Source organism: Gaiella sp., from assembly GCF_035710885.1.
GTDB lineage: Bacteria > Actinomycetota > Thermoleophilia > Gaiellales > Gaiellaceae > Gaiella.
Genome location: NZ_DASTCS010000002.1, coordinates 225437 through 244352, shown reverse-complemented (window position 1 = coordinate 244352; position 18916 = coordinate 225437). Strand labels below are relative to the sequence as shown.

The window sequence follows — 18916 nt, the reverse complement described above, 5'->3', positions numbered from 1 at the left end:
ACAGGAGGCGGCGGCGTGCGCGGTCGAGCTGGCGGCGTGCCCGGCGGTCCTCTCCGGTCTGCGCCCTGTACCCGGCCGCGGCAAGGTGGTGGAGGCCGCGAACGAGCTCCTCCCGTTCACCGGCAAGGCCGAAGACCCGCGCGAGCGCACTCGATGCCGCGACGTACTCCTGGCGCTCGAAGCAGCCCTCCGCCTCCCACAGCGCGGCCTGCACCCGGTTCTCGCGCGGGGGCCACTCGTCGTCCACGGTCGGCCCATACTAGAGTCGTCCCGTGGTCGATCGGTCGCGCAGCGCGGAGCGGATCGAGCGGGACATCGAGACGCTCGCCGGGCCGCATTTCACGCGCTCGAGCGACGCGATCCAGCGCTACGCCTACACGCCGGAGTACCGACGCACCCTCGACCATTTCGCCGGCGAGCTGCGCTCGCTCGGCTTCGAAGTCTCCGAGGACCCGGTCGGGACCTTCGTCGCGCGGAACCGGCCGCCGGGTGAGTCGGTCTTCGGCATCGGCTCGCACTGCGACTCCAACCGCAACGGCGGCAAGTACGACGGCACGATGGGCGTCGCCACGGCCGTCGAGGTCTGCAGGCTGAATGTCGAGGGCGGCCTCGACCTGCCGCTGCAGCTGATCTCCTTCCTCGAGGAGGAGGGCTCCGGCTTCGGGCAGATGCTGCTCGGCAGCCGGATCATGCTCCAGCGGGTCACCGAGGAGGAGCTGCGCGAGTCGTTCCGCGCGCTCGACGACGGCCGCAGCTTCTGGGAGCACGCCGAGGAGGCAGGCTACGAGCCCGCGCGCTGGCGAGAGTCGATCCACGTGCTCGACGACCTGACCGGCTGGATCGAGATGCACATCGAGCAGGCACGGGTGCTGCAGGACACGGGCAACCGCATCGGGCTCGTGCACGCGATCGCGGGGTACGTCCACGCCGACGTGATCGTCCACGGGCGCGGCGACCACGCCGGCGCGACGCCGATGGACCTACGCCTCGACCCGACCACCGTGCTCGCAGAGACCGTCCTCGAGCTGGAGCGGGTCGCCCGGGAGACCGGACAGGGCACGGTGGGCACGGTCGGCGAGATCGAGGTCGATCCCGGCCTGATCAACGCGATCGCGAGCCGCGTCCGCTTCTCGCTCGACATCCGCGGGCCGGTCGAGGAGGCATACCGCGGCGTTGCACGCGAGGTCGCCGCGTTCGCCGAGCGCGCTGCAGAGGCGCGTGGCATGCGCGCCGAGGTCCGGCAGCGGCAGGCGCTCCCGGCGACGCCGCTCGACGAGCGGATCGTGGATGCGCTCGAGACGGCGGCGAAGTCGACCGGGGAGCCCTACCTGCGGATGCACTCCGGCGCTGCCCACGACACGATGTGCGTCGCCGACCGGATTCCGAGCGCGATGGTGTTCGTCCCCTGTCGGGACGGCATCAGCCACCATCCCGCCGAGGACGCCGACCCGGCCGATGCGGCGCTCGCCGCGGGCATCATCCTCGACGCGATCGCCGCGCTGCGGTAGCCGGGCGAGGGTCGGGCCTTCGTGGACGCCGTGTTGCTCGGCGCGCTCGCAGGCGCCCTCTTCGGGCTGCTCGCGATCGCCGTCCGCCACGGGCTCGGCCGCGGCGCCGACCCGGAGGTCGGGGCCGTGGTCGTCCTCGGCGCCGGCTCGCTCGTCGCGTGCGCGCTCGCGCTGCCGCAGGCGGCCGCCCTCGGCGACCCGGGCGAGCTGTGGCCCTTCCTCCTGATCGGGGCACTCGTCCCGGGTACGTCGCAGATCCTCTTCATCCTCGCCGTCAGGGACGCCGGGCCGGCGCGAGCCTCGATCCTGATCGGAACCGCGCCGCTCATCTCGGTAGGGCTCGCGCTTCTTCTCCTCGACGAGCCGTTCCGCCCCCTGCTGCTCGTCGCGACGGTCCTCGTGGTTGCGGGCGGCGTCGTCCTCGCGGGGGAACGCAGCCGGCCGGCCGCGTTCCGCGCGCTCGGGGCGGTGCTCGCGATCGTGTGCGCGGTGTTGTTCGCCGTGCGCGACAATGCGGTGCGCTGGGCGGCCCAGGACCTCGACCCGCCGGCGGTGGCGGCCGCCGCCGTCTCGCTGCTCGGCGCGCTCGCGATCGTGGCCGCGTACCTCCTCGTGGCTCGCCGGAGGCGGTTGCGCACGAACCTCGGTTCCGCGACCGTCGCCTTCTGGCCGGCCGGTGTCGCGCTCGGGCTCGCGTACGTGAGCCTCATCGTCGCGTTCGACCGGGGGCGGGTCGGGATCGTCGCGCCGCTGAACGCGACCCAGTCGCTTTGGGCGGTCGCGCTGTCGGCCGTCCTCGTCGGCCGCTCCGAGGCGGTCGGCAGGCATACCGTCCTCGCAGGGGCGCTTGTCGTCGCCGGCGCAGTCTTGGTCGGCATCGTCCGCTGAGGCCCCGAGGCCCGGCTCGACGCCAGGCCTCGCAGCCTGTGCGCTACACGGTCGTCGGCACCGCCGAGGGGACGCTCTCGAGGTAGCCGAGCGCCTCCTCGACCGAGACGACGTCGGCGTACTTCGCGTCGATGTCGAACAGGTTCGCGTCGTGCGGCGCCTGCGCCCGGTCGCCGACGCACTCGCGCGGAACGAGGGTGGGCCAGCCGTACTGGAGCAGGTCGATCGCGGTCGCGCGGATGCATCCGCTCGTCGTCGCGCCGCAGAGCACGACCGTGTCGACTCCCTGGGTGACGAGCACCGACGCGAGGTTTGTCCCGAAGAACCCGGAGGCGCCCTTCTTCACGATCACCGTCTCGTCCGCACGCGGCTCGAGCCGAGGGTCGATCTCGACCCACTTCCCGCCCATCTGCAGCGCCGCCAGCGTCGGCACCTTCTGCATCCAGAGGCCGCCGTCCTTGAGGCTCGCGTCGAAGCCGATCGTCGTGAACACGACCGGCAGCCCCTTGGCCCGTGCGGCGTCCAGCACGCGCTTCGTCGCCTCCACCTGCGGGGTCAGGTCGGAGCCCAACGCGCACTCGGGATCGGTGAACCCGCAGGAGAAGTCGACCACGAGCACGCCGGGGCGGGCGCCGAGCGTGACGCTCGCGCCGAGCCCCGACTCCTCGTAGATCCGCCTTGCGTCGTCGTCGGACATGACCGTTCAGGCCGTCGCCTTCTGCGCGGGCTGGAGCTCCTCGCCGAAGCGGGCCCGTTTCACGAACTGGCCCGCCCCGGGCTGCGCGACGAGCTCGTCGCCCTCGACGATCACCTGGCCGCGGACGAGGACGACCTCGGGGGCGCCCGTCACCTTCTCACCCTCGAAGAGGTTGTAGTTGACGTTGGTGTGATGGGTCTTCGCGGAGATGGTGAGCTTCTTCTCCGGATCCCAGACGACGAGGTCCGCATCCGAGCCCGGCGCGATCGTCCCCTTGCGCGGATAGAGCCCGAACAGCTTCGCGATGTTCGTCGAGACGAGCTCCACGAAGCGGTTCGGCGTGATCCGGCCCGTGCCGACGCCGTGCGTCCACAGCATGTGCAGCCGGTTCTCGATCCCGGGGCCGCCGTTCGGCACGACCTGGAACTCCCGGCCGTTGATGCCCTTCTGCTCGGGCCAGTTGAACGGGCAGTGGTCGGTCGAGAGGGCCGAGAGCGCATCCGTCTTGAGCGCCTTCCAGAGATGCTCCTGGTGCTCCTTCGGGCGGGGCGGCGGCGTGTAGATGTACTTCGCGCCCTCCCAGTCGGGCTTCTCCAGCGCGGTCTCGTCCACGAACAGGTACTGCGTGCAGGTCTCGCCCCAGACCTGCCAGCCCTTGTCGCGCGCCAGCTGGATCGGCTCGACCGACGGCTGGCAGGAGACGTGGACGACGTACAGCGGCGCGTCGGCGACGCGCGCGAGCTGGATCGCGCGGTTCGTGGCCTCGGCCTCCGTCTCCATCGGCCGCGTGCGCGCGTGCCAGATCGGGTCCGTCTTGCCCTCGGCGACTGCCGCCTTGACGATGATGTCGATCGCGTCACCGTTCTCGGCGTGCACCATCACGAGGCCCCCGGTCTCGCTCGCCGTCTGCATGACCTTGAAGAGCGTCTCGTCGTCGACCATGACGGCGCCCTTGTAGGCCATGAAGAGCTTGTACGACGTGACGCCCTCGTCCGGCAGCCTGGCCAGATCCTCGAGGGTGCCGCCCTCCTTCAGGTCGGTGACGGCGATGTGGAAGCCGACGTCGATCACCGGAGGACAGCGGTCGAGCTTCTCGTGGTAGGCCTCCAGCGCCTGCGCGAAGGTCATCCCCGGGGCCTGGATGCAGAAGTCGATCAGGGTCGTCGTGCCGCCGAACGCGGCGGCGGTCGTGCCGGACGTGAAGTCGTCGCACGTCGTCGTGCCGCCGAAGAACATCTCGATGTGGGTGTGCGGGTCGATCGCGCCCGGGAAGACGATCTTCCCCGTCGCGTCGATCGTCTTCTCGGCCGACACGTCGAGCGACTCGCCGATCAGCGAGATCGAGCCGTTCTCGACGTAGATGTCCCCCACGTAGTCGTCGGAGGCGGTGATGATCCTGCCGCCCTTGATCAGCACGGACATGTGCCTCACTCCCTTTCCTTCGATCTCCCTGTGTGGTGTATACGACCCCGTGGAAGCGCCGTCAAACGGGAACCGGCGGGCGCAGCTCGTGCCAGTCGGTGACCTGTTGGAAGGCGTGCGCCGCCCGTAGCACGGTTTCCTCGGCGAGCCGCCTGCCCGCAAGTGCCAGCCCCACCGGGAGGCCGTCCACGAAGCCGCACGGCACGCTCGCGGCGGGGAGGCCGAGGCACGTCCAGGGGGAGTTGAAGGGCATCAACGCCAGCCGGTACGGGAGCCGCTCTGCTCCGGCCGAGACGACCTCCTCACCGATCCGCGGAGCGGTGACGGGCATCGCCGGAGCGGCGAGGAGGTCGTGTTGCTCGAAGAGGCGCCGTGCCTCGCCGAGGATGCGCCGCCGGGCCCGCTGCCCCGTGACGAGTGCGGTCGCGGGCAGGAGGAGGCCGGCGAGCAGACGGGCGCGCACGTCGGCGCCGTAGTCGGCGAGCCGGGTGCGGAGCCACGGCAGGTGCGCGTCCGCCGCCTCGGGGAGCATCACGAGCTGCGTCACGACCTCCGTCTCTCGCAGGAAGCCCGCGTCGACGCGTTCGACGCGTGCACCGAGGGCCGCGAGCTCGCCGAGCGCGGCCTCGACCGCCGCGACCACGCGTGGGTCGACGGCGCCTTCGAGCAGGTGCGAGACGACGCCGATCCGCAGGCCGGCGACCCCGCTCGAAAGTCCGCCCACGTAGTCCGGGACGGGCGCGGGGAGAGTGCTCGGGTCGGCATGGTCGTGCCCGGCGATCGCGTCCAGGAGCAGCGCGCAGTCCTCCGCGCTCCGGGCGATCGGGCCGACCGTGTCGAACGTCCACGAGACGGGGACGACGCCGCGGTTCGGGACGCGGCCGATCGACGGTCGCAGGCCGGTGACCCCGCAGAGGCACGCCGGGATGCGCACCGAGCCCGCGGTGTCGGTGCCGAGGGTGCCCGGCACGAGGCGGGCCGCCGCCGCGGCGCCGCTGCCGCCGCTCGAGCCGCCGCAGATCCGCTCCCGGTCCCAGGGATTGCGCGCGGGGCCGAAGTGCGGGCTGGTCGTCGTCGCGCCGAACGCGAACTCGTGCGTGTTCAGCTTGCCGACGACGACCGCACCGGCCCTGCGCAGGCGCGCCACGACCGTCGCGTCGTGCTCCGCGACCGAGTCGGCGAGGATGCGCGAGGCGGCCGTCGTCCGCGCCCCCGCGACGTCGATCACGTCCTTGACCGCTACCGGCACGCCGTGGAGCGGCCCTCGCCATCCCGCTCCCCCGAGCCCGGCGGCCTCGGCCAGCGCCTCCTCCGCGCGCACGGAGAGGAAGGCGTTCAGCGCGGGGTCGAGGCGCTCGATCCGCTCGAGCGCCTCCGTCACCGCCTCCACCGGCGAGAGCTCGCGCTCGCGCAGGCGCCGCGCCAGCGCCGCCAGCGTCAAGGATCCTCCGGCAGGAAGGGGCCCGCGGGCACGTCCGACCGCGCGAGCCGCACCTCGATCGCGGGGAGCTCCGGCAGGATCGAGGCGAGGAAGCCCGCGACCGCCTCCAGGTCTTCGTCGGAGGGCTCGACACCCTGCATGCGCGCGAGCGCGCGCAGCACCTCGGGCTCGGGGACGGGGCTAGACTGCGACGGCATGCCGATCTACGAGTACCGCTGCGAGTCCTGCGAGAAGCAGTTCGAGGAGTACCTGTCGATGTCGACGAAGCCCGCGCCGCCCTGCCCTGCCTGCGGCTCGCCGGACGTCCGCCGCCTCATCTCGAAGATCAACACCGAGTGGCTGCCGAGCGACGTGGCGTGGGACCGCGTCGGGCGCTCCTGGGACTAGCCCCGTCCTTCGCACTGTCGCCTCCCTCCCGGCGCGCGGCTCGCAGACGTAAGACTTCGACACTCTTCCAGACACGCCGACACGAGGCGAGGTGACGCATGCCGCACGTGCAGATCGAGGACGGGATCCGTCTCTACCACGAGCTGACCGGGCCGGAGGACGGCCCGATCGTGCTCCAGCTCGGAGGCGGTCTCTTCGGCCGTGCCAACTTCGGCGCAGTCAACGACGGCTTCCGCGAGAACGGGTTCCGCCTGCTCTCCTTCGACGCCCGCGGCTACGGAGCCTCCGACCACCCCCGCGAGGAGTACACGATCCAGCTGTGGGCCGACGACAGCGTGCGGCTGCTCGACGCGCTCGGCCTCGACCGCGTGCTCGTCCACGGCACCTCGATGGGCGGCATGATCGCGATCGCGCTGACGGGCACGTATCCCGAGCGCGTGATCGCGACCTGCGCGGACGTCGCGTTCGCGAAGCCCGACGTCTACCGGCAGACGCTGTTCCGGGTCTGGCGGCGGATGGCCGAGTCGATGCCGTGGGACGACTTCGCCGACCACGTGACCACGCAGGCGGTCGGCGCGGGCTTCCTCGAGAGCGAGGAGGGAAAGGGCACCTTCGAGCTGGTGCGCACCGTGATCGGCTGGAACGACCCGTACACCGTGCGCCAGGCCTGCCTCGCGATGGAGCGGATGGACCTCTCGCCGCTCGTCCCCCGGATCTCGCGGCCCCTCCTGATGACGAACGGGACCCACGACGTCCTCTGCCCGCCGGTCCTCGCCCCGTCGGGGCTCGGCGCCCGGCGGATGGCCGAGTTGAACGAGCACGTGCGGGTCGTCGAGTTCCCCGACATCGGCCACGCGGACCTGATCGAGTGCCCGGCCGACGCGGTGCGGATCGTGAGCGACTTCTTCCGCGAGGCGCTCGGGGCCGGCTAGGGCGAAGCAGCAGGCGGCTCGCCGGCCTTGACGAGCGCCGTCACCGTCGCGTTGACCGGCGCCTGCAGGCCGACGGCCTGCGCGCGCGGCGGGATCGCGCCGTTGATCGCGTCGATCTCGCACGGCCGGCCGGCCAGCCGGTCGAGCAGCATCGACGGGCGCGCACCGCGGATCCGGGCGCCGAACGCCGCCAGGTGGGCGACCGGGTCGTCGTACCCGATTGCGATGCCGGACGCCAGCGCGACGTCATAGGCCTCCTGCGCGCAGGCGGCGGAGACCGACCAGGCGTGCGGATCGTCGAGAATCTCGCCGATCGTCCTGCCGAGCACCGTGCACGGGCCGCTGAAGCCGGCGTTGCAGACGAGCTTCTCCCAGACGAGCCGCTCGACATCCTCGAACACGCGCACGGTGAACCCCGCGCCTCGCCACACCTCCGCGACCCGCTCCACCCGCTCGGTCTCCGTGCCCGCCCGCGCGCCGAGGCCGATGACCCCGAGCTGCTGTGGGCGAACGTGCCCGGGCGCCACCACGCTGGAGCCGAAGCCGCCCGCGATGCCGAGCAGGACGCGGTCGTCGCCGAGGACCTCCGCCGCCACGTCGCCCGAGCCGAGGCCGTTCTGGATCGACAGCACGACGGTCTCCGGCCCGACGAGCGCCCGCGACCCTTCCGCCGCCGCGCGGACGTCCATCGCCTTCGTCGCGATCACCACCAGGTCGACGATCCCGACGTCGCCGGGGTCGGTCGTCGCCCGGATGCGCACGACCCGGTCGCCGCCCGCCGTCTCGACCCGCACGCCGTGCCCGCGGATCGCCTCCACGTGCTCGACCCAGGGGTCGACCGCCCAGACCTCGTGCCCGGAGTCGCCGAGCAGTCCCGCGTACACCGACCCCATCGCTCCCGCGCCGACGACCGCGATCCTCATCGACGCGGGCTCCCGCGAGGGGTCGAGGCCGCCTACTTGAGCGGGTTCGTGCCCGCCATCCAGATGATCACCCGCGTGAACTTTCCCGACTCGTCGAAGGAGAAGAAGTTGCAGTTGTGCATGTCGTTCCTCGAGCCGTCCTTCAGCTCGCCGATGTACCCCTGCTCGGTGGCGACCTTGCCCGCCGCCTCCTCGACGACCACGTTCCGCAGCTCGTGGCGGATCGTCACGGACACGTCGAAGAAGTCCGTGAACATCCGCCGGATCTCCCCCGCGCCCGAGAACGTCACGTGATCCGTCTGGACGGTCAGCGTCGCGTCGTCGGCGAAGTGCGAGAGGACGGCGTCGACGTCCATCGCGTCGACCGCGTCGAAGTAGGTCTGGGGCGCGGCGGCGAGCGCCTCGCGCGTCCACGTTCCGGTCGTCGTGCTCATGCTCGAGCCTCCTTGGCAGCTCGTGGGGGCAGGATCGTATCGCGGCCGGGGCTCACGGCTCCGGGTTCGCCGGCGGGTGCGTCGCACGCCAGTGCCGCGCGATGTCGGCTCGCGTCGCGACCCACACGTCTTCGTGCGCGCGGACGTGCTCGAGGAAGCGCTCGAGGGCGGGGGCGCGACCGGGCCGGCCCACGATCCGGCAGTGGAGGCCGACCGACAGCATCCGTCCTCCCTCGGCGAGGAGCCGGTCGAACGAGTCGACGAGGTACGCACGGAAGTCGTCCGCCGTCACGAACCCGCCGGGGAGCAGGAACTTGAAGTCGTTCGCGTCGAGCGTGTACGGGATCACCAGGTGGTCCTGCCCCTCGACCTCGACCCAGTAGGGCAGGTCGTCCGCGTAGGAGTCGGAGTCGTAGAGGAATCCTCCCTCCTCGACGACGAGCCGCCGCGTGCGCTCCGACACGCGGCCCGTGTACCAGCCGACCGGCCTCGTGCCGCACGCGCGCTCGATCGCCTCGACCGCCAGCCGGAGGTGGTCCCGCTCCTCCTCCTCGGAGAGGTCGCCGTAGTCGATCCAGCGCCAGCCGTGGCTCGCCACCTCCCAGCCGGCTGCCGCCATCGCCCGCGCAGCCTCGGGGTTTCGCTCGAGCGCCTGTCCGACCGCGTAGACGGTCAGCGGCAGCCCGTGGGCGGCGAAGATGCGATGCACGCGCCAGAACCCGGCGCGGCTGCCGTACTCGAACATCGACTCCGTGTTCAGGTTCCGCCTGCCGACCGTCGGCGGCGCGCCGACGACCTCGTGCAGGAACGCCTCCGACGCGGGGTCGCCCTCGAGCGGCGTCTGCTCCCCGCCCTCCTCGTAGTTGAGCACGAAGCTGACGGCGAGACGCGCGCCGCCGGGCCAGCGAGGGTCGGGCGGGCTCCCCCCGTACCCGACGAGGTCGCGCCCGCTCACGGGCGCACCGGGACCTCACCGAAGACCCCCGCGCTCGCCAGCGCGTCGACGCGCTCGGGCGTGTACCCGCAGATGCCGACGAGCACCTCCTCGGTGTGCTCGCCGCGGAACGGGCCGCGCACGGGCGGCCGCTCCAAGCTGTGCTCACCCTCGGCGAGGCGGAGGGGAGTCCGGATCGACCGCACGCGGCCGAGCGACGGATGCTCGTGCTCGACGACGTCCTCGCGCGCGACCGTCTGCGGGTCGGCGAGCGCCTGCTCGACGGAGTTCACCCTCGAGGCCGGCACCCCCGCCGCTACCAGAGCCTCGACCCAGGCGTCCACGGTGCGGCTCCGGAAGACGTCCTCGAGCACCGGGATCAGCTCGTCGCGGTGCTCGTTGCGACCTGCCATCGTCGCGAAGCGCGGGTCGTCGTCCAGCTCGGGGTGCCCGATCACGTCGCAGAGCCGCTCCCAGAACTTCTGCTTGGCGGCCCCGACCACGAGCCAGCCGTCGGAGGCCTCGAAGTTCTGGAACGGGACGATCGTCGGATGGGCGGAGCTCGGCCTGCGCGGGGGGACGTACCCGTGGGTCGCCGCCCACGGTCCGATGTACATGAGCTCGTGCAGCGCCGTCTCGAAGAGCGAGACGTCGCAGTCGCACCCGACCCCGTCGCGCCGCGCCCGCCAGATGCCGGCGAGCAGGGCGATCGCGGAGGCGTAGCCGCCGGAGAGATCGACCAGGGAGAGCCCGGACTTCGTCGGCGGCCCACCCGGCTCGCCGGTCAGACTCTGCCAGCCGGCAAGCCCTTGCATCATGTAGTCGTAGCCGCCTTCGGCGGCCCGGGGCCCCGTCGACCCGAAGCCCGAGAGCGAGCAGCAGACGATCCTCGGGTTGACGTCCCGAAGGCTGTCAAATGTCAGGCCCAGCCTGGCGGGCTGGTCACCGCGCAGGTTCGAGTAGACGCCGTCGCAGGCGCGGACGAGATCATGGAGCACGTCCCGTGCGAGGGAGTGGCGGAGGTCGAGCGAGATGCTCTTCTTGCCGCGGTTGAACGTCTCGAAGAAGAGCGAGTCCTCGCCTTCCTGGAAGGGGGGGACGTAGCGCCCGACGTCGCCTCCCGCCGCGGGGTCCTCGAGCTTGATCACCTCCGCCCCGAGGTCGGCGAGCTGGAGCGTCCCCCACGGCCCTGCCCCGAACTGCTCGACTGCGAGGATCCTGACGTCTGCCAGCGGCAAGCGCCCGCCCGGGGGAGCATGGATGGGATCGTCGCGAATGTCTGACATTGACCGCCGTCGGCTGTTCTAGTGTCTCTGCCGTCCCGTGTCAACGCGCCCCGACGGCCCGTTAGGCTGACCGGCGTGCGCGTGCGCTTCTACTACGACGTGGTGTGCCCCTACTCGTACCTGGAGACGCACGCCGTGGAGGCCGCCGAGGACGCGGGTGGGATCGAGGTCGAGTGGCTCCCCTTCGAGCTGCGTCCTGCGCCGCGGCCGCTGCTCCAGCCGCGGGGCGACCACCTGCGGACCGACTGGACGCAGCACGTCTACCGGCGCGCGCTGGAGAGGGGCATCGAGATCCACCTCCCGCGCTACCAGCCGCGCTCGACCCTTCCGCTCGCGGCCTGCCTCTGGGCGGGGGAGGTCGGCGCCCTTCGCGTCTTCAAGCATGCCCTCTACGAGGCGTTCTTCTGCGAGGGGGAGGACATCGCCACCGACCGCGAGATCGCCAGGGCGGCCGAGCGCAGCGGGCTCGACCCCGACCTGGCCGTCGCCGCGGCGTACGACGCGGACAGGATCCGGTGGATCGCCGCCGTGCGCGAGGAGGCGGAACGGGCAGGCGTCGCCGGTGTGCCCACCCTCCTGCTCGACGACGGGCGCACGCACTGGGGCACGGGCGGCGTGGCGCGCCTGCAGTCCGGCGAGCCGCTCGTCCCGCGCGCCTGACACGTGAGACGCAGGGCTCAGCCGCGCGGGCGCGCGGCGTCTACTCGCTTCCACGCCTTCTCGTAGTAGGGACGCAGGAAGGCGAGGTGGTCGTGCATCTCCGCGGCGGCGAGGTCGGCGTCGCCCGCGTCGACCGCCGCCAGGATCCGGTGGTGGTGCTCGTGGATCGAGCGGTGGAACCGCCGGCCGAGCGCCGAGCGGGCGAGGTGCGTCTGGAGCACCGAGAAGATCGGCTGCGCGGACACGACGAGGAGCGTGTTGTGGCTCGCGCCGAGGAGGCAGGAGTGGAACTCCGCGTTGTGCGCGAACTCCTCCAGCGTCGAGAGGTCGACCGCGTCCCCCGGCACCGTCGAGCGCAGCCGCTCGAGGTCCTCCGGGTTCCGCCGCCGGGCGGCGAGCCGCGCCGCCGGTACCTCGACCAGCTCCCGCGCCTCGAGCAGCTCCTCGAGCGTGACGGTGCGCGTCTCGGCGAGCAGCCCGACGTTGGCGTGCACGAGTGACGAGATCGTCGCCGCGGTCGGGAGCGTCACGTAGCTGCCTCCCGCCGCCCCTTTCTCGGTGCGGACGAGGCTCTGCGCGGTGAGCAGCCGAAGCGCCTCGCGGACGGTCGCCCTGCTGACGCCGAAGTCCCGCGCCAGGGTCGACTCCACCGGTAGGCGGTCGCCGGGCTGCAGCTCGCCGCGGACGATCAGCTCGCGCAGCTGGTCGGCGACCTGCTCGTACGCCTTGCGGACGCGCCGGACGGGCGTCGCGGCAGGTCTGCGCCCGCGCGTGGCCCGTCCGTCGACGTCCGTAGGGGCCACGGGTCAGGCCATGCCGAACTGCGCGTTGCCCGCATGGGAGGAGGGAGCGGAGGACGGGGGCAGCCCACGCTCCTCGTAGTACCCGGTCAGCGACGTGAAGCGCGGGTGCTCCTTCAGCTCCTCGCGCAGGCGCGCGGTGGCCTCGTCGTCGATCTCGAGTGTCCGCTCGTCGGCGAAGACGACGCCGTAGGCGTCCCGCGCGAGCTCGAGGGTCGTGAAGTCGTCGAGCACGTCCTCGCGGACGAGAGCAGGGTCGCGCAGGAGCGGGTCGCCGTACCCGGCGGCGTTCGGCTCGCGGAACTCGACGAACTCCCCGGGCCCGAACGGGATGCCCGTCACCTTCGCGTGCATCTCCTCCTCGCCCGGGGTGTCCGGGTTCTTGCGGCAGGAGGCGACGAGCCCGTCCCACCCGCCGAAGATGCCGAGCGGGGGATCCGTCTGCCTGTCGCCCTCGCAGGAGTAGATGCCGTCGACGAGGAAGCGGTTCCGTCGAATGATCCCGATGCCCCCGCGCCAGCGGCCGGGGGAGGCGGGCTCGGGGCGCAGCTCGTACTGGTCGCACCGGACCGGGAAGCGCATGTCGAGCTCCTCGATCGGGTTGTTGCGCGTGTTCGCCATCAGGTTGTCGACGGAGTCCATCGCGTCCTTCCCGTGGCGCCCGCCGTAGGAGCCCTCGTTCACCTCGAGGTAGAGCCAGTACTCGCCCGCCGACTCGTCGAAGCCGGAGTAGGCGCAGAAGTGGATGCCGGCGGAGTTGCCGGCCGTGACCTTGTCCGGCAGGGCGTCGGCCAGGGCGAGGATCGTGTTGTCGACGACGCGCTGCACCTGGGTGAACCGCGAGAAGCACGCGCGCGGGAACGTGGGGTTGAAGATCGTCCCCTTGGGCGCGACCACCTTCACCGGCCGGAAGACGCCGTCGTTCTGCGGCACGTGGTCGGGAAACGTGACCTCGTCGAGCAGGATCGTGCGCACGGCGTAGTAGGCGCCGACGAGCAGCGAGCCCTCGAAGGGGACGTTGAACCCGGTCGGCACCTCGGGGTTGGAGCCGGTCAGGTCGATCGTGATCTCGTCGCCGGAGACGACCACCTTCGTCTCGACGCGCAGCCGCACGTCGCGGTTGCGCGCGTCGTCGTCGAGCCACCCGACGATCGGGCCGTACTCGCCGTCGGGGATCTTCTCGATCTCCGCGCGGAGGCGTCGCTCGGAGTAGTCCATCCAGTCGTACGCGGCACTCATCACCGTCTGGCCGCCGTAGCGCTGCACGAGCCGCAGGAACCGCTCGCGGCCGAGCTGGCACGCGGCGAGCATCGCGTTCATGTCGCCGCGGTTCATCGTCTCCGTGCGGACGTTGTCGAAGATCATCCGGTCGACGTCGATGTTGAGCTCGCCACGCCGGTACCAGCGCAGGCCGTTGTAGAGCTTCGCCTCCGCATAGACGTCGAACGCGTCCGCGTTGATCCCGGGGAACGAGCCCCCGACGTCGAGCACGTGGGCGGTGACGGCGGCCCAGGCCAGCAGCTCGCCGTCGTGGAAGATCGGCACCGCGACCGCGACGTCGGGGGAGTGCGAGGCGCCGAGGTAGGGATGGTTGTGGACGATCACGTCCCCTTCCTCGACGTCGTCGCCGAGCCGGTGCAGGAAGCCGCGGATGTACCAGGGCAGCGAGCCGATGTGCATCGGAGTCGAGTCCGACTCGCAGAGCTCTCGGCCTTCGGCGTCGAAGATGCCCGCCCCGAGGTCCTCCGACTCGCGGATGATCGAGGAGTAGGACATCCGGAAGAGCACCCCGGCCATCTCCTTCGCGATCGCGTGGAAGGCGCCGCCGAGCACGCGCAGCGTGATCGGGTCGACCTCGACCCGCGCTGCGGTGGGCGGCCCCGGCTGACGACCGACCTCGTAGTCGACGACGCTCATCTCCCCACCTCCGCGGTCTCTGCCAGCGCCCGCGCCTCGGACGAGGCGCCGACCTCGATCAGGATGTTCCCGAAGCGGTCGACGTGCGCCGAGATCCCCGGCGGGACGACCGTGGTCGAGTCGTACTGCAGCACGATCGCAGGCCCCTCGATCCGGTTGCCCGCGCGGAGCGCTGCCCTGTCGTAGTAGCGCGTCGCGACCTGCCGGAGCTGCCCGTCGACCCGGAACCAGGCCTCCCCCTCGCGGCGCAGCGCGTCGTCGGAGGCGCGGCCGCCGTGATCGACCTCAGGCGTCTCGAGCGGCGGCATCAGCCCGATTCCGCGGACCCGCACGTTGGGGATCTCGACGTCCGCGTCCTCGAAGCGCCGCGAGTACTCGCGCTCGTGGATGTCGTCGAAGTCGGAGCGCAGCCGCGCCGCCCAGTCGGAGTCGATCATCCCCGGCTCGGCGTCGACGCGGAGCTCGTAGCCCTGACCGAGGTACCGGCACTCGGCGATCCGCTGGATCAGGATGCGATCGGCCGGGACGCCGTCCTCCTCGAGCTGGACGCGCGCCTGCTCCTCGAGCTCCTCGAACGATCGCTGCAGCGCGGGCGCGTCGAGCGCCGACAGGCGCTGATACGTGGTGGTCACGTACTCGTAGACCATGTCGGTGGCCAGGAGGCCCATCGCGGCCGTCACCCCCGGGTAGGGAGGCACGAGCACGTAGGGCGTGCCGACCTCGAGCGCGATCTCGGCGGCGAACAGCGGCCCGGCGCCGCCCTCGGCGACGAGCGCGAAGTCGCGTGGGTCGAATCCCTTCCGCACGGAGTTCTCCTCGATCGACTGCACCATCGAGTGCGTGAGGATCTGGACTGCCCCCATCGAGGCCTCCTCGACCGTCATGCCGAGCGCGTTCGCCGGGCCGTCCTCGAACGCCGTCCGGGCGAGGTCGGCGCGGAGCGCCATCCCGCCACCGAGGAAGTCGCCCGCGGGCAGCCAGCCGAGGTTCACCATTGCGTCGGTCGCGGTCGGCTCGATTCCGCCCTTGTCGTAGCAGGCAGGCCCGGGCTCCGCACCTGCCGAGCGCGGCCCCACGCGGAAGATGCCGCCCTCGTCGACGTAGGCGATCGAGCCGCCGCCGGCGCCGATCGTGTCGACGTCGACCATCGGGATCATCGCCTGGTAGGGGCCGACCTTCGTGTCCAGCAGGTGCTTCATGCGCAGCCGGCCCTCCTGCGCGAGGCCGATGTCGGCGGAGGTGCCGCCCACGTCGAGCGTGATCACGTTGTCGTAGCCGGCCTGCTTCCCGGCCCAGATCCCCCCGACCACGCCGGCGACCGGCCCGGACATGAGCAGGTTCACCGGACGTGCCACGGCCGCCTCCGGGGTCGCGACGCCGCTCGCGGAGGTCATCAGGTGCAGCCCCGTGCGCACCCCGAGCGCGGTCAGCTCGGACTGCAGCCGCCCGACGTAGCTCGCGACCCTCGGGCCGACGTAGGCGTTCAGGCAGACCGTCGAGAAGCGCTCGTACTCGCGGTACTGCGGCAGGACCTCCGACGAGACGGAGAGGAAGGCCTCCGGGAACTCCTCCCGGACGATCTCGGCCACGCGACGCTCGTGCTCGGGGTTCAGGAAGGAGAAGAGGAAGCAGACCGCGACGGCGTCGACCCCGGCGTCCCTGAGCCGCAGCACCTGCTCCCGCGCGCGCTCCTCGTCGAGCGGGACGAGAGCTGTTCCCTCCTTCGTCATCCGCTCCGGGACGGTGAGCCGGTGACGCCGCCGGACGAGCGGATAGCGCTGCCAGGGCAGGTCCTGGTAGTTCGAGAAGTTGAAGGGCTTCTTGTGCCGCGCGATGTGGAGGATGTCGCGGTAGCCCTCGGTCGTGATCATCCCGACCGTGGCGCCGTTGTGCTCGATCACGATGTTCGTCGCGATCGTGGTGCCGTGGAAGACCTGGTCGAGCGCACCCGGGTCGGTGCCGGCGGTCTCGGTCAGCTCACGGATGCCGGCGATCGTCCCCTGGGACGGGTCGGCCGGGGTCGTCGGCAGCTTGTGCACGAGCACCGTCCCCGCCACGTCGTCGACGTAGATCAGGTCGGTGAACGTCCCGCCGACGTCCACGCCGAGGCGCTTCACGACCGACCCCCCGGAAGGAGGATGATCTTCCCGAAGAAATCGCGGCTCTCCATCAGGTCGGTCGCCTCCTTCACCTTCTCCAACGGGAACGTGGCCGCGATCTGCGGCCGGAGCGAGCCCTGCGCGACGAGCCTGAAGCACAGCTCGACCTCCTCGCGCGTGAAGACGAACGAGCCGATCACGGAGAGCTGCCTCCGGAAGAAGGGGATGATGTCGAACGGGACGACCTCGCCCGAGTGGGCGCCGCAGGTGACCAGCCGCCCGTCCTTCGCGAGGGATTCGAGTCCCTCCTGGAACAGCTCACCGCCGACGTGCTCGTAGACGATGTCGACGCCCTGGTCGTTCGTCACGCGCATCACGGCCTCGGAGATCTTCTCGCTCGTGTAGTCGATGCCCACGTCGAGGCCCAGCTCCTTCGCCTTCTCGAGCTTGTCCGCGCGACTCGAGGTGCCGATCACGAAGGCCCCGGCGAGCTTCGCCACCTGAACGGCGGCGGAGCCGATCCCGCTGCCCACGGAGTTCACGAGCACGGACTCCCCGGGCCGAAGGCGCGCGCGGGTGACGAGCATGTGCCAGGCGGTGGCGAAGGCAATGTTCGTCGCGGCCGCCTCGATGTCGGAGACCCCGTCCGGCACCCGCACGAGCTGCGACGTCTTGCAGGTCACGCGCTCGGCGTAGGCACCGGGCGAGCCCATCCCGACGAACCAGTCCGGTGCGGTGCAGAGGGACTCCCGCCCCGTGACGCAGTAGCGGCACGCGCCGCACGTGGCGATCAGGTAGACGGCAACGCGGTCGCCGACCTGCCAACCCTCCACACCTTCGCCGAGTGCGGCGATCCGGCCGACGGGCTCGACACCGGGCACGTGCGGGCACTCGACCGGGAAGCGCGACGTGCCCTCCCGGACGTCCACGTCCAGGTGGTTGAGCGCGGTGGCCGTCACGTCGACGAGCACCTCGCCCGGGCCCGGCTCGGGATCCGGGAGCTCCTCGAGCCGCAGGACGTCGGAATGGCCGAACTCGTTGAAGACGACCGCCTGCACGGAACTGCCTCCTCTCGGGTGGCGGATGACGCCGGGCTTGTGTTTATGTCTGACATCGGTGACCCTGTCAACCGGCAAGGCACCGACCCTCCCGGTACCGACGAGGACAGGAGCGCGTGATGGCCACTGCAGCGGAGACGATCGCCCGCTGGACGACGGAGCTCGAGCTCGACGACGTGCCCTCGGACGTCGTGGCCGCGGCGAAGCTCCACGTCCTCGACACGCTCGGGTGCGGGCTCGCCGCGGAAGCCACCGGGGTCGCCGGCGAGGGGCGGGCGACGATGGACGAGCTCGGCGGCCGGCCCGACGCGACGGTGATCGGCTCCCAGGCCCGTCTACCCGCTGCGAACGCCGCCTTCGCCAACGCCATGCTCTGCCACGGACTGGATTTCGACGACACGCACTCGGACTCGGTCAGCCACGTGTCGACCGTGATCGCCCCGGCGGCGCTCGCAGCGTCGGAGCAGCAGCGCGCCGGCGGCCGCGAGGCGCTCGCGGCGATTCTGGCCGGGAACGAGGTCGTCTGCCGCATCGGGATGGCGGCGCCGGGGGAGTTCCACCGGCGAGGGTTCCATCCCACCGCGATCTGCGGCGTCTTCGGCGGCACGGCCGCCGTGTCGAAGCTGACGGGGCTGGACGCCGAGGCGACGACGCGGGCCCTCGGGATCGCCGGCTCGTTCGCCTCGGGGCTGTTCGCCTACCTGGCGGACGGCACGCCGACGAAGCCGATGCACCCCGCCTGGGCCGCGCACGGTGCCCACGTCGCCTCGCGGCTCGCCCACCACGGAGCTGTCGGACCGCAGTCGGTGCTGGAAGGCAAGTTCGGGCTCTACCACGCCTTCCTCGCTGCGGAGGAGGGGACGGTCGACATCGAGGGACAGCTGGCCGACCTCGGCTCGCGGTGGGAGACGCCGCGGATCGCGTTCAAGGCCTACCCGGTGTGCCACTTCATGCACGGCTCGCTCGGTTCGGCGGCAGAGGCCGTGGGCGAGCGCACGTTCGCGCCCGGCGAGATCGAGGACGTGCTCGTCAGCGTCCCCGCCGCGGGCGTGTCGCTCGTGCTCGAGCCGGCGGAGCTCAAGCGGGCGCCGCGCTCGGAGTACGAGGGCAAGTTCTCGCTCCAGTACTCGGTCGCCTCGCAGCTCGTGCGCGGGCACGTCTCTGTCCCCGACTTCACCGAGGAGGCGATCGCGGACCCCGAGGTCCTCGAGGTTGCCGCCAAGGTGCGCTACGAGACGCGGGACTACCCGACCTACCCCCAGGCCTTCCCGGGCGGGGTGACCGTCCGGCTGGCCGACGGCACCGAGCTCGAGGCCGACCACGCGCACCAGAAGGGCGGTCCCGAGAACCCGCTCACGCCGGCCGAGGTGTCCGAGAAGTTCCGCGAGAACGCCTCGCTCGTCCTCCCGGACGACGCGGTGGCCGCGCTCGAGGAGGCGGTGCTCTCGCTCGAGGAGCAGGCTGACGTGACGGCGGCGCTCGCGCCGCTGCAGCTGCTCCAGGCCGTCGGGGCGTGAGCGAGCACCGAGC

General features: G+C 71.7%; 19 protein-coding genes. 6 read left to right on the top strand and 13 right to left on the bottom strand.

Annotation, left to right across the window (positions count from 1 at the left end):
* The coding region (locus tag VFO26_RS01285; RefSeq protein ID WP_325113055.1) for a hypothetical protein at positions 1-247 on the bottom strand (247 nt) is incomplete at its 3' end.
* Positions 248-272: 25 nt separating this feature from the next.
* Between VFO26_RS01285 and VFO26_RS01280 the strand changes: the two genes are divergently transcribed.
* Entirely contained in the window at positions 273-1508 is a 1236-nt protein-coding gene (locus VFO26_RS01280; protein ID WP_325113054.1) for a Zn-dependent hydrolase, read from the top strand.
* A 21-nt stretch (positions 1509-1529) separates the two neighbouring features.
* Positions 1530-2396 (top strand): DMT family transporter, encoded by an 867-nt coding sequence (locus VFO26_RS01275; protein WP_325113053.1) that lies wholly within the window; start codon positions 1530-1532, stop codon positions 2394-2396.
* Positions 2397-2439: 43 nt separating this feature from the next.
* Here VFO26_RS01275 and VFO26_RS01270 read toward each other — a convergent pair whose 3' ends face one another.
* The 4 genes from VFO26_RS01270 to VFO26_RS01255 form a co-directional block, all read right to left on the bottom strand.
* Positions 2440-3093 carry an isochorismatase family protein gene (locus VFO26_RS01270; protein WP_325113052.1) on the bottom strand — a complete coding sequence of 218 codons (654 nt, stop codon included), beginning with the start codon at positions 3091-3093 and terminating at the stop codon, positions 2440-2442.
* A 6-nt stretch (positions 3094-3099) separates the two neighbouring features.
* The gene (gene hydA / locus VFO26_RS01265; protein WP_325113057.1) at positions 3100-4515 is read right to left on the bottom strand and encodes a dihydropyrimidinase; all 1416 of its coding nucleotides are present in this window, start codon (positions 4513-4515) and stop codon (positions 3100-3102) included.
* Positions 4516-4576: 61 nt separating this feature from the next.
* Positions 4577-5956: an amidase gene (locus tag VFO26_RS01260; RefSeq protein ID WP_325113051.1), complete on the bottom strand. Its 1380-nt coding sequence runs from the start codon at positions 5954-5956 to the stop codon at positions 4577-4579.
* Positions 5953-6153 carry a hypothetical protein gene (locus tag VFO26_RS01255; RefSeq protein ID WP_325113050.1) on the bottom strand — a complete coding sequence of 67 codons (201 nt, stop codon included), beginning with the start codon at positions 6151-6153 and terminating at the stop codon, positions 5953-5955. Before VFO26_RS01255 ends, VFO26_RS01260 begins: the two co-directional genes overlap by 4 nt.
* Between VFO26_RS01255 and VFO26_RS01250 the strand changes: the two genes are divergently transcribed.
* Both VFO26_RS01250 and VFO26_RS01245 read left to right on the top strand, forming a co-directional pair.
* Positions 6152-6343 (top strand): zinc ribbon domain-containing protein, encoded by a 192-nt coding sequence (locus VFO26_RS01250; protein ID WP_325113049.1) that lies wholly within the window; start codon positions 6152-6154, stop codon positions 6341-6343. The two genes, VFO26_RS01255 and VFO26_RS01250, sit on opposite strands and share 2 nt — an antisense overlap.
* 98 nt (positions 6344-6441) lie before the next feature.
* On the top strand, positions 6442-7275 hold the full coding sequence (locus tag VFO26_RS01245) for an alpha/beta hydrolase (protein ID WP_325113048.1): 834 nt from the start codon (positions 6442-6444) through the stop codon (positions 7273-7275).
* Here the strand turns inward: VFO26_RS01245 and VFO26_RS01240 are convergent.
* The 4 genes from VFO26_RS01240 to VFO26_RS01225 are packed head-to-tail and all read right to left on the bottom strand — an operon-like array spanning position 7272 to position 10852.
* Positions 7272-8198, bottom strand: coding sequence for a 2-dehydropantoate 2-reductase (locus VFO26_RS01240; RefSeq protein WP_325113047.1), 927 nt, complete (start codon positions 8196-8198; stop codon positions 7272-7274). The two genes, VFO26_RS01245 and VFO26_RS01240, sit on opposite strands and share 4 nt — an antisense overlap.
* Positions 8199-8230: 32 nt before the next feature.
* On the bottom strand, positions 8231-8632 hold the full coding sequence (locus VFO26_RS01235; RefSeq protein ID WP_325113046.1) for a nuclear transport factor 2 family protein: 402 nt from the start codon (positions 8630-8632) through the stop codon (positions 8231-8233).
* A 52-nt stretch (positions 8633-8684) separates the two neighbouring features.
* On the bottom strand, positions 8685-9587 hold the full coding sequence (puuE, locus tag VFO26_RS01230) for an allantoinase PuuE (RefSeq protein ID WP_325113045.1): 903 nt from the start codon (positions 9585-9587) through the stop codon (positions 8685-8687).
* Positions 9584-10852 carry a CoA transferase gene (locus VFO26_RS01225; protein WP_325113044.1) on the bottom strand — a complete coding sequence of 423 codons (1269 nt, stop codon included), beginning with the start codon at positions 10850-10852 and terminating at the stop codon, positions 9584-9586. The genes puuE and VFO26_RS01225 overlap by 4 nt, the downstream gene beginning before the upstream one ends.
* Positions 10853-10927: 75 nt before the next feature.
* On the opposite strand from VFO26_RS01225, the gene VFO26_RS01220 reads away from it, so the two are divergent.
* Positions 10928-11512, top strand: a complete 585-nt coding sequence (locus VFO26_RS01220) for a DsbA family oxidoreductase (protein WP_325113043.1) — start codon at positions 10928-10930, stop codon at positions 11510-11512.
* Positions 11513-11529: 17 nt separating this feature from the next.
* On the opposite strand, the gene VFO26_RS01215 is transcribed toward VFO26_RS01220, so the two are convergent.
* From VFO26_RS01215 to VFO26_RS01200, 4 genes are read right to left on the bottom strand one after another with little or no spacing between them, the layout of a single operon-like run.
* Complete coding sequence (locus tag VFO26_RS01215; RefSeq protein WP_325113042.1) at positions 11530-12315, bottom strand: FadR/GntR family transcriptional regulator; 786 nt, start codon at positions 12313-12315, stop codon at positions 11530-11532.
* Positions 12316-12318: 3 nt separating this feature from the next.
* A complete protein-coding gene (locus VFO26_RS01210; protein WP_325113041.1) occupies positions 12319-14229 on the bottom strand; it encodes a hydantoinase B/oxoprolinase family protein in 1911 nt (636 codons plus the stop codon).
* A complete protein-coding gene (locus VFO26_RS01205) occupies positions 14226-16346 on the bottom strand; it encodes a hydantoinase/oxoprolinase family protein (protein ID WP_325113040.1) in 2121 nt (706 codons plus the stop codon). Before VFO26_RS01205 ends, VFO26_RS01210 begins: the two co-directional genes overlap by 4 nt.
* Positions 16343-17386 carry a zinc-binding dehydrogenase gene (locus VFO26_RS01200; protein ID WP_325113039.1) on the bottom strand — a complete coding sequence of 348 codons (1044 nt, stop codon included), beginning with the start codon at positions 17384-17386 and terminating at the stop codon, positions 16343-16345. The genes VFO26_RS01205 and VFO26_RS01200 overlap by 4 nt, the downstream gene beginning before the upstream one ends.
* Positions 17387-17505: 119 nt before the next feature.
* On the opposite strand from VFO26_RS01200, the gene VFO26_RS01195 reads away from it, so the two are divergent.
* Positions 17506-18903, top strand: coding sequence for an MmgE/PrpD family protein (locus VFO26_RS01195; protein WP_325113038.1), 1398 nt, complete (start codon positions 17506-17508; stop codon positions 18901-18903).
* The last annotated feature ends 13 nt before the right edge of the window (positions 18904-18916 follow it).

What these genes read in the sequence shown, in the direction of transcription:
- VFO26_RS01250 (WP_325113049.1), top strand. Translation starts at nt 6,152, where the DNA reads ATGCCGATCTACGAGTACCGCTGCGAGTCCTGCGAGAAGCAGTTCGAG.
- VFO26_RS01195 (WP_325113038.1), top strand. Translation starts at nt 17,506, where the DNA reads ATGGCCACTGCAGCGGAGACGATCGCCCGCTGGACGACGGAGCTCGAG.
- VFO26_RS01210 (WP_325113041.1), bottom strand. Translation starts at nt 14,229, where the DNA reads ATGAGCGTCGTCGACTACGAGGTCGGTCGTCAGCCGGGGCCGCCCACC.
- VFO26_RS01225 (WP_325113044.1), bottom strand. Translation starts at nt 10,852, where the DNA reads ATGTCAGACATTCGCGACGATCCCATCCATGCTCCCCCGGGCGGGCGC.
- VFO26_RS01240 (WP_325113047.1), bottom strand. Translation starts at nt 8,198, where the DNA reads ATGAGGATCGCGGTCGTCGGCGCGGGAGCGATGGGGTCGGTGTACGCG.
- VFO26_RS01255 (WP_325113050.1), bottom strand. Translation starts at nt 6,153, where the DNA reads ATGCCGTCGCAGTCTAGCCCCGTCCCCGAGCCCGAGGTGCTGCGCGCG.
- hydA (WP_325113057.1), bottom strand. Translation starts at nt 4,515, where the DNA reads ATGTCCGTGCTGATCAAGGGCGGCAGGATCATCACCGCCTCCGACGAC.
- VFO26_RS01235 (WP_325113046.1), bottom strand. Translation starts at nt 8,632, where the DNA reads ATGAGCACGACGACCGGAACGTGGACGCGCGAGGCGCTCGCCGCCGCG.
- VFO26_RS01270 (WP_325113052.1), bottom strand. Translation starts at nt 3,093, where the DNA reads ATGTCCGACGACGACGCAAGGCGGATCTACGAGGAGTCGGGGCTCGGC.
- VFO26_RS01245 (WP_325113048.1), top strand. Translation starts at nt 6,442, where the DNA reads ATGCCGCACGTGCAGATCGAGGACGGGATCCGTCTCTACCACGAGCTG.